Below are 14,121 nucleotides of genomic sequence, written 5' to 3' on the forward strand. Positions count from 1 at the left end.
GCCTTATATTTTTACCTGTCCGTGAAACACCGTGGTGGCGGGTCCGGTCATGATAACCGAGTGGCCGGGACCGGGCCAGGTGATGCTCAGGCTGCCGCCGGGCAAGTTGACCTTGACGGTTTCTTCCAGCAACTGACGCAGCCGGCCCGCCACCACCGCCGCGCAGGCGCCGGTGCCGCAGGCGAGGGTTTCCCCGGCGCCGCGCTCGTACACCCGCAGGTTGATCTCGTCGGGGGAGACCACCTGCATAAAGCCGGCATTGACCCGACGCGGGAAACGCTCGTGGCTTTCAATCAGCGGCCCCAGTGTTTCCACGGGGGCACTGTCGACCTTGTTGACCATCAACACGGCGTGGGGGTTACCCATGGACACCGCCGAAATGTCCAGCGTCTGCTCCGGCAGCACCAGGTCATAACGGATCGCTTCGGCATCGGCCTGAAAAGGAATCTCCTCCGGGTTCAGGCGGGGTACGCCCATATCGACCTGAACTTGGCCCTGCTCGGTGACGTTCAGAGTGATGTCGCCACCGGCGGTTTCCACTTTGATGGACCGCTTGCCGGTCAGCTTGCGCTCAAGCACAAAGCGGGCGAAGCAACGAGCACCGTTGCCGCAGTTTTCCACCTCGCCGCCGTCGGCGTTGAAGATGCGGTAACGAAAATCGATATCCGGTCGGGTTGGCGTTTCCACCAGCAATACCTGATCGCAACCGACACCGAAATGCCGATCCGCCAGGTAACGGATTTTCTCCGTGCTCAAACGCACCTTCTGGGTCACGCCGTCAATCACGACAAAGTCGTTGCCCAGGCCGTGCATTTTGGTAAAGCGCAAACGCATGAAACTTCCTTACTCCGAGTCGGGGAGCACCTGCTCACCGCGCAACTGGTCATCAATGGTTTCCCGGGCACGCACCAGGTGCGCGCGATCGCCGTCCACCAGCACTTCCGCCGGCCGGCCCCTGCTGTTGTAGTTGGAGCTCATCCCGAAGCCGTAGGCCCCGGCGGAGAGCATGGCCAGCACGTCACCGGCCTGCAGCGCGAGCGAGCGGTCTTTGCCCAGAAAGTCCCCAGTTTCGCACACCGGGCCGACCAGGTCCCAGGTTTTTACCTCACCCCCATGCTCCCGCACCGGCACAATGTTCTGCCACGCCTGGTACAGGGAAGGACGGATGTTGTCGTTCATGGCCCCGTCAATGATGGCAAAGTTCTTGTGCTCGGTGGGCTTGAGGTAGAGCACCCGGGTCAGCATGACGCCGGCATTGGCGGCAATGGAGCGGCCCGGTTCAAACATCAGGCTGAGTTTGCGATCGCCGAGTCTGGCCTTGATCGCGTCCATATAGTCACTGACCGGCGGTGGGGATTCGTCCCGATAGGTCACTCCCAGGCCACCGCCCAAGTCCAGATGATGGATGTGGATGCCTTCACCCGCCAGCTCGTCGACCAGCACCAACAGGCGATCCAGCGCGTCCATAAACGGGGCGAGCTGAGTCAGCTGGGAGCCGATGTGGCAGTCCAGCCCCTGCACGGACAACCCGGGCAGCTCTGCGGCGCGACGGTAGACCGCCGGAGCGCGCTCAATATCGATGCCGAACTTGTTTTCTTTCAGCCCGGTGGAGATATAGGGGTGAGTCTGGGCGTCCACATCCGGGTTGACCCGCAGGGAGATATTGGCGGTTTTGCCAAGCTCACTGGCCACCTGTGAGAGCTGCTCCAGCTCCGCCTCGGATTCGACATTGAAGCAGAAGATCCCGGCGTTGAGCGCCCGGGTCATTTCCTCGCGGGTTTTACCCACCCCGGAGAACACCACCCGCCTGGGGTCGCCACCGGCGCGCAGAACCCGCTCCAGCTCGCCACCGGAGACAATATCGAACCCGGCGCCCAATCGGGCCAGCAGGTTCAGCACCGCCAGGTTGGAGTTGGCCTTGATGGCATAGCACACCATACCCGGGTGATCACCCAGGGCCTGGGCGTAGGCCAGGTAGTGCCGGGTAAAGGCGGCGCGGCTGTAGACGTAGGTGGGCGTGCCGAACTGCTCGGCGATGCGGGCCAGGGGGACGTCTTCCACAAACAGTTCGCCGTCACGGCGTTCAAAAGGCTGCATATCGGGTCTCAAATCGGGGGTTATTCGCTCTGGCTGCCTTCCGGCGCGGGTTGCTCGTTCCGGGGTTCACCGGAGTCGGCATCTTCGGGCAAGTAGAGGGGGCCTTTCTGACCACAGGCTGCCAGCCATAAGGTGGACAGCAATACCGCACTCAAGGTGGCGTAACGGGGGGTCATGGGCACTCCTGCAGGGCTCGGGCGAAACAAGGCGGGCAGTATAACCCCGGGGTAGTCGGGGCTCAACAAAGCCCCCCAACGGGGGGTCAGGGTGCCGGGAAGATTTTGTCGAGTTTGGCCGCATAGCGCTCGAAGGCTTCGAACTGCGGCATGTGCCCAATACCGTCCAGCTCGTGGAGGGTGGCGTCCGGGATTGTGTCCGCCGCCGACTTACCCAATCGGTCGTAACGCCCCAGCTCATAGTCCACACCCGGTTTTTTCCACCCGCGCCCGGGGCCGGTGGTATCGCGAGTACCAATGATCAGGTGAGTGGGTACGGCAATCTGGTCAAATTCGTTGACCACCGCCCCGGTGAAAATCAGGTCGTAAGTGAGGGCATTGTTCCAGGCAATACGCTCCCAGTTCGGCCCATTGAGCCAACCAGCGTGTATCTGGATAAGCGCCTCGTAGGCATCGGACCACTTGCCATCGTAATAATGTTTGCGCTGATAGGCCCGAACCTGGTCGATGGTCTTGTCCTGCTCATTGGCGTAAAAAAATGCCGGATCCCGATATTCAACGTAGCGCAGATAATCCTCCAGACCAACCGGATTGACCAGGACGAGTTGTTCGGCGCTGTCGGGGTATTGGAGTGCAAAGCGGATGGCCAGCATGCCGCCCATGGAGTGGCCCATCACCACAAGCTGTTCCAGTTCGAGCGAGTCTGCCAGCTCGCGAGTGTTGGCCGCCAGAGCTTCGAAGGAGAACTGGTAGTGCTCGGGTTTGGAGGATTTCCCAAAACCAACCTGGTCCGGCATCAGTACCCCGTAACCTTTTTTCTGTAGATGACGGGCGGTTCTTTCCCAATAGTCGGCGGCGAAATTTTTCCCGTGTAACAGCAACACCGTAGGCCGGTCCGGTTCCCCCGGTAAATGCATGTAGGCCATTTCCAGTCGCTGGCGCTGGCTGTCAAAGGCGAAGGTGTGAACCTCGAAGGGGTAGGGGTAGCCGGTCAGCCGGGCATCGTATGCCGGGGCCTGATCGTCGGCCAGGGCATGGCCGGCCGCCGTAATGACTATGGCGGTAATCAGGCAATGGATCCAGCGGTACATGAGGCGACTCCTTGAAGGCCGGGGTGAAGCTATGACCTTAAAGGGATTCGGGAGAGGGAGCAACGGTGGATGACGGGCTATCGTCCTTATCCATCCACCGTTACCTGACCCTGAATCAGGTCGCCCAGGCCCGATCACCTTCCTCGTAAGGCATGCAACCGTCGTAGCGGCCCGGAATGGCGATGTAGCGCAGCACCTGGGTGGCCCCCACCTGGGAGGTGAAGAAACCGAACAGGGTCAGCTGCTTCATCATGGTGAAGTAGTGCGGCGGGGTGGTGCCGGCGGCGGCCACCGCTTTGGCCTCGGCATCCAGCGCCCGGATGAATTCGGTGCGCTGCTCGCCGCTCAGGTTCATGAAGTCGCGGCCGTACTGCTCGTTGGCCGCGGCGTTCAATTGATCCATGCCGCTGTGGAAGATCGCCTGCTCGGCCTCGGTGTAGCAGTCCCGGACAAACACGGTCATGAACTGGCCCACTTCGGCGTCTTTGGCCCCCGGAGTGTCGGTGCGCGGCAGGATGGTTTCCGCCACTTCATCGAGCAGGAACACGTCCTGTTCGGTGAAGCTCAGGCTCGGGGCCGCCTCCTCTTTGGAGGCGCAGCCGGCAAGGACCCCGGTACTGCCGATCATGGCGGTACCGGTGGCGGCGGTGATCAGTTTGAGGAGTTCACGTCGATTCATCACAGATTCCCCTTCTTCAGTTCATTCACCGCGTGGTCCACGGCCCGGGCGGTCAGCGCCATATAGGTCAGGGACGGGTTCACACAGGAGGCGGAGGTCATGCAGGCGCCGTCGGTGACGTAGACGTTGGGTGCGTCCCACACCTGGTTGTGGGCGTTGAGCACCGAGGTTTTCGGATCGCGGCCCATGCGGGCGGTGCCCATTTCGTGAATACCCATGCCCGGAGCATAGCCCCAATCGCCGCCCTGAACATTTTTCACGCCCGCGGCTTCAAGCATGTCCACCGCGTCCTGAATCATGTCCTTACGCATTTTTTTCTCGTTGTCCTTGATCTCGACGTTCATTGCCAGCACCGGCAGACCCCAGGCGTCGGTGACGCTGTGGTTCAGAGAGATCCGGTTATCGTGGTAGGGCAGGATTTCGCCGAAGGCGGTCATGCCGATCGTCCAGGCACCCGGTTCGCTGAGTGTCTGCTTGAGATCGGCACCAATCTCCAGCTCGGCCACATCCCGATTCCAGTTCTGGCGACTGGCGGAACCCTGGTAACCAAAACCGCGCACGTAGTCGCGTCGATCATCGCCGACGTTGCGGAAGCGCGGCACATAGAAACCGGCGGGGCGTCGGCCGTAATAGTATTTGTCATCGTAGCCTTCCACTACGCCGCTGGCGCCGGCCCGGAAATGGTGGTCCATGACATTGTGGCCCAGCTCGCCGGAGCTGCTGCCCAGCCCGCCGTCCCAGACATCCCGGGCGGAGTTCATCAAAATCCAGGTGGAGTTGAAGGCCGAGGCGTTCAGGAACACCACATCCGCAGTGTACTCGTAGGTCTGGTTGTTTTCGGTGTCGATCACCTCCACGCCCTTGGCCCGCTTCTTGTCCTTGTCATAGAGGATTTCCTTCACCAGCGAGAAGGGCCGCAGGGTCAGGTTGCCGGTTTTCATGGCCGCCGGCAGGGTGGAAGACTGGGTGCTGAAGTAGGCGCCGAAGGGACAGCCCAGCCAGCACTTGTTGCGGTACTGGCAGTTGACTCGGCCCTGCTCGGGCTTGGGTTCGGTGATGTTGGCGGTGCGACTGTGGATCATGTGCCGCTTGCCGCCGAATGCCTTCTCGATACGCGCCGCCACGTCTTTTTCCACACAGTTGAGCGGAATCGGGGGCAGGAACTGGCCATCGGGCAGGATATCCAGGCCCTCCCGGGTTCCGGCGATGCCGGCGAACTTCTCGACATAGTCGTACCAGGGGGCGATGTCGTTGTAGCGGATCGGCCAGTCGATCGCGATGCCTTCTTTGGCATTGGCTTCAAAGTCCGCCGGCGCCAGGCGGTAGCTCTGGCGACCCCACAGCAGGGAGCGACCGCCCACGTGGTAGCCGCGGAACCAGTCGAAGCGCTTTTCTTCCACATAGGGGTTTTTCTGCTCATCCGCCCACATACCGAAGGTGGATTCGTTGAGCGGGTAGTCCCGGCTGAGGACCGGGTAATTTTCGATCATTTCCTGGGTCGGCTTATCCCGGTGCGGATAGTCCCAGACTTCCTTGGTGGCGTTCTTGTAATCCTTGACGTGTTCGATATTCCGACCGCGCTCCAGCAGGAGCACTTTCAGGCCTTTTTCGGTCAGCTCTTTGGCGGCCCAGCCGCCGCTGATGCCGGAGCCGACCACAATTGCGTCGTAGTGGTTGTCTGCCATAATTACATCTCTGTCTCGTTATATTATTGACCCGGCGGATCAAACATCGCTAATACGAATTGCCGATCTGAGCGATTCGGTGACTCTGCGTGAGTACCCCGCAGGGGAGGGCCGTCGTACTTGTATGACGAGCCCCCGCGTAGCCTACCCTGCGCCCGCGAAAATTTCCACGGGCCTCACGGTTCTTAACATAAACGTTTACAGATCCAGCAACGCCCCATTGAGCCGCTGCTCCAGTTGGGCCTTGATGTCCAGGTAGTGGCTGAGCTGAAGTCCCAGTTGCGGTGCCAGCAGATCCCGGCACTGGCTGAGATCCAGGTCGGTGATGTAGCAGGGATAGCGCTCTTTGGCACGACGCATGGACAGGATGTAGCGCGCCACTTCGATGAACAGCTCGTCCCCGTAATCCAGCGCGGAGAACTCCCGGTCATTGCAGTACACGGTGTACAGAATATCGCCATCTGGCGCCGGCTCGGCAATCACCTGAATGTTGGTGAAGGTCAACCGGCTGAGGTCTCCGGCACTGGCCCGCTCCTCCAGGTAGCCGCGTCCCTGGTCCACCCGGCCACACAACTCGAACAACCGGACCGGCGGATTGGGCGAATCGCCGCCCTGATCGGGGCTCGCGCTCTGGCGGGCCACGACGGAGCGCAGAAAATGATGCAGGGGCCGCAGTAGCGTGGTGTGGCTGAAAAACGATAGCCGGATCACCAGCAGAGATCCCAGCTCATCAATCAGCGTCACCTCGGCCTCCTCTCCCTGCACCTGATAAAACAGATAGACCCCCGGCTCGCGAGCCTGGTCGGCCATCAATTTCAGAGGACGATTTTTCAGCGCGTGCCGATCGACCACGATGGGGCTGTATTCCAGTTGCGCGTTGGTCAGCCTGTCGATCAGGGCATCGTAGCTGCCATAGCGGGTGACGTGGGGTTGCTGCTGCAGAAACTGGATCAGCACATAGCCTTCGGCGGTCTCCAGCACATAGCGGCTACTGGCCGGACGGGTGCCGGAGTAATAACAGCCGACCAGGTCTTGCCATAGCTCTTCCAGACGCTGAACCACCAGACTCCCCTGTGAGCCCAGACAACGGATCGTCACCTCCGGCGGAGCCAGCCCCCGCCCCGGAGGCGCCAGACGCAGGTAGTACTGAAGGCCGTTGATCAGCGCATCGGCGTCATAGTGACGGCACAACACCTCGCGCCAGCTATTGATCTGGACCAGATCCAGGGTCAGCACCAGATTGTCGCGCAGGCCGCTGAAATCAAGCGCATCCCGTTGGGCGCTGAGCATCTGCAGGCCCCGTTCGTGAAGATTGGCCTGGGGTTCGACGCCCAGATTGAACAGCAACAGCAGGCGTTCCGCGCGAGCGGCCCGCTGAAAAGGCTCGTGGGCCCGGGTCACCAGCGGCAATGGCAGCCACTGATGCAGCCATTGCCAGAGCTGCTGGCGCTGGGGGGCCGTCAGGCTGATCCGCTCGCCCTGCACATCAAACCAGGCACCGGCGCCGAGCACGCCATTGCCATAGGTCCACAGCAGCAGCTCCCCCAGATAGCGCGCCCGTTTGAGCGGCGCACCGTCCGGCTGGCCTTCACGGCTGCGAAACACGGCCCAGAAGCGGGATCCTTCGGGGGTTGCCTCAGGCTCTTCGACAAAGATCAGCGCCGGCTCGGCGATGTCCTGGGAGATATCGGGGTTGAGCCATTCCACCTTGCCCGCCTTGCGCTCAAACGCCGCGTGCAACTTGCGCCCCAACACCATCAATTCATCGTCGCTGATTCGGGTTTCGGAGGACTCCTTGCTGATGGCATTGATCAGTCGGTAACTGGCACTGAGTTCCGCGACCAACTGGCGTCGCTCCTCCATCACATCCGGCACCTTCCAGTGTCGACGCTGATCCAGCCGCTCCAGTTCGGTGCGGCTCCATCCCCACTCTGCCACCATTTGCTCGAGCTGCTCCCGCTGCCAGGATTTGCGCCCGCTACGGGGCGGGCGCGTCAGCGGTTTGTCCACTTTGAAATACAGGCAGCGCCGGGCCAGGTTGAGGCGCTCTTGCGCACCACCCGCTTCGGTCAGGTACTGCTCCAGGCGCCGATAGATCATCACATAGGCATCGAGGCGGTCCGGATGAGGGGTGTGCTGATAGACCGCCTCCTTGAAGGCAAGCGCCAGCGGGCGCCGGTCCCGCCCACGCAGGTAGGCCTCCAGAAGCATCAGTTTCAACACCGATTTGTGGGGGGATTCAATGCCTTTATACAGATGCCAGATGCCCGCACCCACAAATTCATCGGTGGGAATGTCCGGCAGGCCACCGAAGTCGATCACCTCATCGGCTCGCAGGAACCGCTGCCCGAGCAGAGTCTGGGTATAGGCGGTGTACTCGCGCTCACAGGCACTCGGGACAAACCACCACAGAGGCAGTTTGCCCCCCAACCACAGGGCGGTACGGTAGAACTCATCCAGCAAGAGAAACCGTTGGGCTGAGCCACTGCCTTCGGTGCTGAGCTGACCGAGTTGACCCGTGCGGAACGGGTCGGGCTCCATCAGAAAAAAGTGTACCTCCAGGCGTACCTGCTGTTCCGCCCAGAGAGACAGCTGGCGACACTTGCGCCGGAGCTGATCGCGCGCCTCTCGCTCCAGGCCCGGTCGGTGGCACACCCAGACGTCCAGGTCGCTGCCTTCGCTTTGGGCGATGGTACCGACGCTGCCCATGACAAAGAGCGCATCAATGTCACAGGTATGAGCGCTGACATCCCGCTGATAATGAAAACTGCGGGTCAGCCCGCGCGCGCGGCGCACCTGATCCCGCTCGGGTTCATAGTGACTCAGACCGGCGGGGGTGGCGCCCGAGACGTAGCCGGGGAGCATGGGGTGATTGACGTGAAACAGCAGGGGCAACAGAACGACCAGATCCTGCTGTCGGTCGCTCAGTCCTTCGAGCATGCGTTGATGGCGCGCCCGATTGAGATCGAGAAAGCGCTGTCTGAGCCGTTTGAGCTGTTTCCGGTCGAGCCCGCCATCGCTATGATCAAGCTCAATGACGTCTGAGCGTAGGCCCATCACTTTCCCTGGGGTGTGGTTGCCGCCTGAACCACCTCGAACAGGGTCTGGTAGAGCAGGGCCGGTTTGATGGGTTTACTGATGTAATCGTTCATGCCCTCGGCCAGGCAGCGTTCGCGGTCGCCCCGCAGTGCCTGGGCGGTCAGGGCCACAATGGGGATGTCCGGCCTCTGATCGCCGGCGCGAATCCGTCGGGTCGCTTCATAGCCATCCATTTCCGGCATTTCCAGGTCCATCAAGATGACATCAAAATAATCGACGTCCCGATAAAAGTGATCCAGGGCCTCTCGCCCGGTCGCCGCCAACGTGACCTCGACGCCACGCTTGCGCAGAATGCCCTGGGCAACCTGCTGGTTCACTCGATTGTCCTCCGCCAGCAACACTTTCAGCCCATCCAGCGAAACCTCGGCAGCGGACGCTGCCGCCTCGGCCCGATCGTCCAGACGACCGCTGAATAATTGACTCAGGGCATCGAACAGGCGCGACTCGCTGACCGGTTTATTCAGGAATCCGTCGACCAACTCGGCGTTCTGCTCGCCGTCAAAGATTTCATCGCGATGATAAGATGAGATCAGCAGGACCTGCGGTGTGTGGACCAGCGCGGGGTCGGACTTGAGTGCTTCGGTGGCTTCCAGGCCGTTAACCAGCGGCATCTGATAATCCATCAGCACCAGGTCGTAAGGTCGGCCGGCCCGCTCGGCCGTGCGCAGTTGCTGGATCGCTTCGTCGGCGGACGCGGCGCAGTCGGCGCGAAGCTGCATACTGTGCAGGGTTCGCGCAATGATCTCCCGAGCCAGAGCGTTATCGTCGACGATCAGGGCGCGAAGGTGCTCGAACTGGTCGGGGCGTTCTTTCAGTGTCCGGGCCCCGATCTGGCTGTGTTCAAACCAGGCGGTAAAGCTGATCCGGCAGCCCCGGCCCGGCTCGGTATGAATGTCCAACCGGCCCTGCATGAGCTTGATCAGGTGATAACAGATGGTCAACCCGGTGCTGGTGGCCAGACCCACTTGCCGGGGAAAGTCGCCCCGGGCCATGGCCTCGAAACTCGCTTCCAGCGCCGCCACCTGTTCCGGGCTCATCCCCACACCGAAATCGGTGATGCAGAATTTGAGCTCAACCCCCTCTGGAGCCGCTTTGATCTGGCGGACGCTGAGCAATACCTGATCACTGGTGGAGTACTGCATGGCGTTATTGACCAGATGGCTCAGTATCTGACTCAGGCGGGCGGTATCGCCCCTGAGAAAGCGGGGCACGTCCGGGTGAAGGTCATAGGTGATATCCACCTGCCGGTGGATGGCGCTGACCTCGAATAACCGGGCCAGCTTTTCGAACACCTGCTCCAGATCGAAATGAGCGGATTCCAGCACGATTTTGCCGGTTTCAATCTTGGAAAAATCGAGCACCTGATTGATGATATGAAGCAGCGAGTCGGCCGCCGCGCCCATGCTGTCCAGATAGCTGCGCTGCTGGTCATCCAGCGGCGTATCGCCCAGCAAGTGGCCCAGACCGATGATGGCGTTCATGGGTGTGCGGATTTCGTGGCTCATGCGGGCCAGAAACTCACTTTTGGTGCGGTTGGCCAGGTCAGCCTGGGTCTTGGCGGCAATCAGGGCGTCCTGGGCGCTGGAGAGCATATCCGGTGCCTGCGAGCGAGCACCGTCGGGCTCTGAGGAAGCCACTCGGGCTTTCAGCTCTGCCAGTTCCTTCTCCAGCGCGCGGATGCGCTGTTGCACAGAGGGGTCATGTGTCGCCATTACCAAGGCACCGCTGGCTATTATCGGATAGGGCGGCGCCAGCGCCTGCGCGCTTCAGACGGCCCGAAGCGCCTACAGGGTATATACTTCGAGAGCCGTCGGCGGTCTGCTGTCGCCCGAAAAGCCCGCCCAGACTACGCTGGAAACGGGACCACAGCCTCTAAGGCTAGTGCATTTTTGACGCTATGCCAAAGAAAAAATCAATGTCCGGTTATCACCACTCAAAGAGGCCCGTCTTGCCCGATATCCGACCTCTCATAACTCAGTCAAGTCCCTTTATTTAATCATTTTACCTGCCTGTTGGGCACACGAGTCTGCTGGCATTGCCTGAGTCGTTGACGCACATGCCGGTGGTACTCGTGTGTTTAGCCTGTGTGCCAGCTCGAAGGCCTCCCGGATGAACGTCCATGGGGTCAACCGAACCTCTCGCATCGGATGTCCGCCTGGCGGCATCAACTCAGTTACCTTGGGTATCGCGTTCCATGGATCATCCCGCGGGCTGCCTCTTGACTACTTAGGAGCCTCAAGACTGGGCTAGAGGTCGGATCGAAGGTCAGCCCGAAGGAAGACTCGTTGCCAGCGTGTTACGGCTGGATTAACTCATTGCTCGCTCCTGTTGCTCGTCTCTGTTCGTCCTCATCGGTCGACTCGGTGGTGCTTATGCCACTTCGGCCCGGGGTGGCTCGGCAAAGAGCTTGGCCGGATCGAACCGCTTGCCTTGAGCCACATGCCACAGCGCCTTGGCCAGCTTGCGCATCAGCGCGATGATCAGTTTGCCCTTGGGGCCTCGGTGTCGGGCCAGCTTGGCGTCATACCAGGCTCTGGCCGGGCCTGATTGACGTATCAGGCGAAGGGCGGCGAAGTACAGGTAGTGGCGCACCACCCCGGGCCCTCGCTTGGTCAGCTTCAGCTGCCCTTTGTGTTTGCCGCTGGAGCGCTCTTTGAGGTTCAGCCCCGCCGCTTTCAGATAGCTGGCCGCACGCGGGTAGTCATTGGCCGAACCCAGGGCACAGTAAAGCACCACCGCGCTGTTATGGCCCAGTGCCTCGGCCATCCAGGCCAGCTCCCGGGTGTGCTCGACGTGCTCGGACAGCGCTCGCTCCAGCTCGCGGGACTGCGCCCGTGTGTCCAGCATCTCCTGGGCCAGGGCCCGGATGAGTTCGTGTTCGGTCTCGACCACCGGCACGCCCAAGGTCGTGGCGGCACTGCGCAGCAGGCCTTCGCGCTTGGACGTCTTAAGCATGTGCCCACCGACTCGGCGCAGCAGTCGGTCCGCCTGCTCCGGCTGTGCCGTCACCCGAACCGGGTCGCCGTACTCGGCCAGCAGGTGCAGCAAGCTGGCGCTCTGCAATGTCAGCCAGCACAGCGCCTCCGGCCAGTGCCGGGCCAACAACGCTTCGAGCCGATTCAGTGCCCGCTGGTGGCGCTCCTGTACCTGCTCCAGCCGATTCAGTAAGGCTCGCAGAGCTCGACGCGCTTCACTCGGCTCGCGCCAGCGCTGACTGATGCCATCCAGGTGCAGCCGGCCGATCAGGTAAGCCGCCTTGGCGTCGTGCAGGCTCGGGACCCCGTCATACACTTCAGCGGCGTCGTGCACCCGCTTGGGGCTGACCCGGTAGATTTCGGCACCCAGAGCTCTCAACTGGTAGCGCAAGGCGTCGCCATAGGTACCGGTCGGCTCCATGACCGCCTCCAGGCGCTGAGCCTTGAGGTTCGCCAGTTCCCGCAGCAGGGCCGGGCTCTGTTGCGGATGCTCCCAGCGGATGGTCTTCAGAACCGTCCGGTCCGGCTTCATCAGCGCCACGTAGAAGTCCTTCTTGGCCACATCAATCGCCAGAATCAACCGCTCGCCCGCCGTCTGCTCACGCAGTTGATCCCAGTTCACCTTCTGGAAATTTTGGGCACGATAGTTATACTTGCGCATAAGGGGACACCTCCAATGCTCTCGGTTCTTCGCACCTTGCTGTTACAGCAAGTTACCGAGTTATGAGGGTCCCCTTTCTTTTTTCTACCTTATAACTGACTGCTCAGGGGAAATGGCTCAGTTTACTGCTCGGGACCGCCGGTGTGCTGTTGGTGACCCTGGTTCCAGCCCCCGGCGATCTCTCCACTGACGCCTGGCGCGCTCTGGGGCTGGCATGGCTGATGGCCGTGTTCTGGATCGCCGAAACACTGCCTCTGGCCGTCACCGCGCTGCTGCCCATCGTGCTCGGGCCTCTGCTCGGCCTGACCAACCCGGGGGTCGTGACCCGTGACTATGCCCACCCGCTGATCTTCCTGTTTCTCGGCGGGTTTGTGCTGGGCCTGGCCATGGAACGCTGGCGCCTGCACGAACGAATTGCCCTGTGGATACTATCCGCCATGGGCGGCACGCCAGCCCGGGAGCTGGCGGGTTTCATGCTGGCCACCGCCTTTTTGAGTATGTGGGTCAGCAATACCGCCACCGCCATCATGATGCTGCCCATCGCGCTCTCCGTCATTCAGGTGAAAGGCGTCGACGATGCCCGCTCGGGGAATCCCTACGCGGTGGCGCTGCTGCTGGCGATTGCCTACTCCGCCAGTATCGGCGGTATTGCCACCTTGATCGGCACCCCGCCCAACGCCTTGCTGGCTGCCTACCTGTCCGAGCAACATGGCATTGAGCTGGGGTTTGGTGAGTGGATGATCATCGGCCTGCCCATCAGCCTCGCCATGCTGGCCGCTGCCTGGCTGTGGTTGGCTCACGTTGTGGCCAAGGGGCGGACAGCGGGCACTGGCAACGCGGAACATCATCCGGCAGACCACAGCCTATTCCGGCAGCGCCTGGCCGAGCTCGGGCCCATGACACCGATGGAACGGCGGGTCGCGGGGGTGTTTGTCGTGACTGCGGCCGCCTGGATCTTTCAGCCCCTGCTGGCCCGGTTACTCCCCGACAGCGCGCTGACCGACACCAGCATTGCCATCGCCTGTGCCATCGGATTGCACGTACTCCCCGCCGGCGATGGAAAAGGCTCACGCCTGATCGATTGGGAGACCAGCCAGAAACTGCCCTGGGGGGTATTGCTGCTGTTTGGCGGCGGGTTGGCGCTGGCCGGCATCATCCAGGACTCGGGATTGGCCGAGGCGATTGCCTCGGGTCTGGAGGCACTGGACCGTTGGTCCCCGGCCCTCATTGTTCTGACCGTGACCGCAACCATCATCTTCCTGACCGAAATCACCAGCAACACCGCCACCGCGGCGGCTTTTCTGCCCTTGCTCGGCGCGCTGGCCATCGCTCTCGGCCTACCGGTCGAGGCGCTGGCGGTACCCGCGGCCATCGCCGCCAGCTGTGCCTTCATGTTGCCGGTAGCCACCCCGCCAAATGCCATCGTGTTTGGCTCCAATCAACTGTCGATAAGACAGATGGCGTCCGCCGGGCTGGCGCTCAATCTGATCGGTATCGTTCTGGTGGCGGCGCTCGGCACGGCGCTGATTCACTGGCGGTTGTTCCACTGACGCTCACTGGTTACCGAACCCAAAAAGGGATATAGTCGCGCTGACCGGATGACAATAATTAACCTCGTCTGAATCCAAACCCGTTGCTGCCAGCGTCCCGGCATTCAG

The 14,121-nt window shown here is 61.6% G+C and carries 10 protein-coding genes; 1 reads left to right on the plus strand and 9 read right to left on the minus strand.

What is annotated here, in order from left to right; genetic code table 11:
• Window positions 1–3 precede the first annotated feature (3 nt).
• From dapF to OOT55_RS13625, 9 genes are all read right to left on the minus strand, one after another.
• On the minus strand, window positions 4–834 hold the full coding sequence (gene dapF, locus OOT55_RS13585; protein WP_265366391.1) for a diaminopimelate epimerase: 831 nt from the start codon (window positions 832–834) through the stop codon (window positions 4–6).
• Between the two features lie 9 nt (window positions 835–843).
• The gene (gene lysA, locus OOT55_RS13590) at window positions 844–2,097 is read right to left on the minus strand and encodes a diaminopimelate decarboxylase (RefSeq protein ID WP_265366392.1); all 1,254 of its coding nucleotides are present in this window, start codon (window positions 2,095–2,097) and stop codon (window positions 844–846) included.
• Window positions 2,098–2,117: 20 nt separating this feature from the next.
• Window positions 2,118–2,273, minus strand: a complete 156-nt coding sequence (gene lptM, locus OOT55_RS17870; RefSeq protein ID WP_416140960.1) for an LPS translocon maturation chaperone LptM — start codon at window positions 2,271–2,273, stop codon at window positions 2,118–2,120.
• Window positions 2,274–2,359: 86 nt separating this feature from the next.
• Complete coding sequence (locus tag OOT55_RS13600) at window positions 2,360–3,364, minus strand: alpha/beta fold hydrolase (protein WP_265366393.1); 1,005 nt, start codon at window positions 3,362–3,364, stop codon at window positions 2,360–2,362.
• Window positions 3,365–3,479: 115 nt separating this feature from the next.
• The gene (locus OOT55_RS13605) at window positions 3,480–4,043 is read right to left on the minus strand and encodes a gluconate 2-dehydrogenase subunit 3 family protein (protein WP_265366394.1); all 564 of its coding nucleotides are present in this window, start codon (window positions 4,041–4,043) and stop codon (window positions 3,480–3,482) included.
• The gene (locus tag OOT55_RS13610) at window positions 4,043–5,728 is read right to left on the minus strand and encodes a GMC oxidoreductase (RefSeq protein WP_265366395.1); all 1,686 of its coding nucleotides are present in this window, start codon (window positions 5,726–5,728) and stop codon (window positions 4,043–4,045) included. Before OOT55_RS13610 ends, OOT55_RS13605 begins: the two co-directional genes overlap by 1 nt.
• A 198-nt stretch (window positions 5,729–5,926) precedes the next feature.
• Window positions 5,927–8,785, minus strand: coding sequence for a class I adenylate cyclase (locus OOT55_RS13615; RefSeq protein ID WP_265366396.1), 2,859 nt, complete (start codon window positions 8,783–8,785; stop codon window positions 5,927–5,929).
• On the minus strand, window positions 8,785–10,539 hold the full coding sequence (locus OOT55_RS13620; protein WP_265366397.1) for a response regulator: 1,755 nt from the start codon (window positions 10,537–10,539) through the stop codon (window positions 8,785–8,787). The genes OOT55_RS13615 and OOT55_RS13620 overlap by 1 nt, the downstream gene beginning before the upstream one ends.
• 658 nt (window positions 10,540–11,197) lie before the next feature.
• Entirely contained in the window at window positions 11,198–12,463 is a 1,266-nt protein-coding gene (locus OOT55_RS13625) for an IS110 family transposase (protein ID WP_265365638.1), read from the minus strand.
• A gap of 95 nt (window positions 12,464–12,558) precedes the next feature.
• On the opposite strand from OOT55_RS13625, the gene OOT55_RS13630 reads away from it, so the two are divergent.
• Complete coding sequence (locus OOT55_RS13630; protein WP_265368834.1) at window positions 12,559–14,013, plus strand: SLC13 family permease; 1,455 nt, start codon at window positions 12,559–12,561, stop codon at window positions 14,011–14,013.
• Window positions 14,014–14,121: the final 108 nt, after the last annotated feature.

The organism is Marinimicrobium sp. C6131 (assembly GCF_026153455.1).
Taxonomy (GTDB): domain Bacteria; phylum Pseudomonadota; class Gammaproteobacteria; order Pseudomonadales; family Cellvibrionaceae; genus Marinimicrobium.

Bases quoted from the DNA above. Each gene is read 5' to 3' on its own strand.
- dapF (WP_265366391.1), bottom strand. From the start codon at position 834: ATGCGTTTGCGCTTTACCAAAATGCACGGCCTGGGCAACGACTTTGTC.
- lysA (WP_265366392.1), bottom strand. From the start codon at position 2,097: ATGCAGCCTTTTGAACGCCGTGACGGCGAACTGTTTGTGGAAGACGTC.
- lptM (WP_416140960.1), bottom strand. From the start codon at position 2,273: ATGACCCCCCGTTACGCCACCTTGAGTGCGGTATTGCTGTCCACCTTA.
- OOT55_RS13600 (WP_265366393.1), bottom strand. From the start codon at position 3,364: ATGTACCGCTGGATCCATTGCCTGATTACCGCCATAGTCATTACGGCG.
- OOT55_RS13605 (WP_265366394.1), bottom strand. From the start codon at position 4,043: ATGAATCGACGTGAACTCCTCAAACTGATCACCGCCGCCACCGGTACC.
- OOT55_RS13610 (WP_265366395.1), bottom strand. From the start codon at position 5,728: ATGGCAGACAACCACTACGACGCAATTGTGGTCGGCTCCGGCATCAGC.
- OOT55_RS13615 (WP_265366396.1), bottom strand. From the start codon at position 8,785: ATGGGCCTACGCTCAGACGTCATTGAGCTTGATCATAGCGATGGCGGG.
- OOT55_RS13620 (WP_265366397.1), bottom strand. From the start codon at position 10,539: ATGGCGACACATGACCCCTCTGTGCAACAGCGCATCCGCGCGCTGGAG.
- OOT55_RS13625 (WP_265365638.1), bottom strand. From the start codon at position 12,463: ATGCGCAAGTATAACTATCGTGCCCAAAATTTCCAGAAGGTGAACTGG.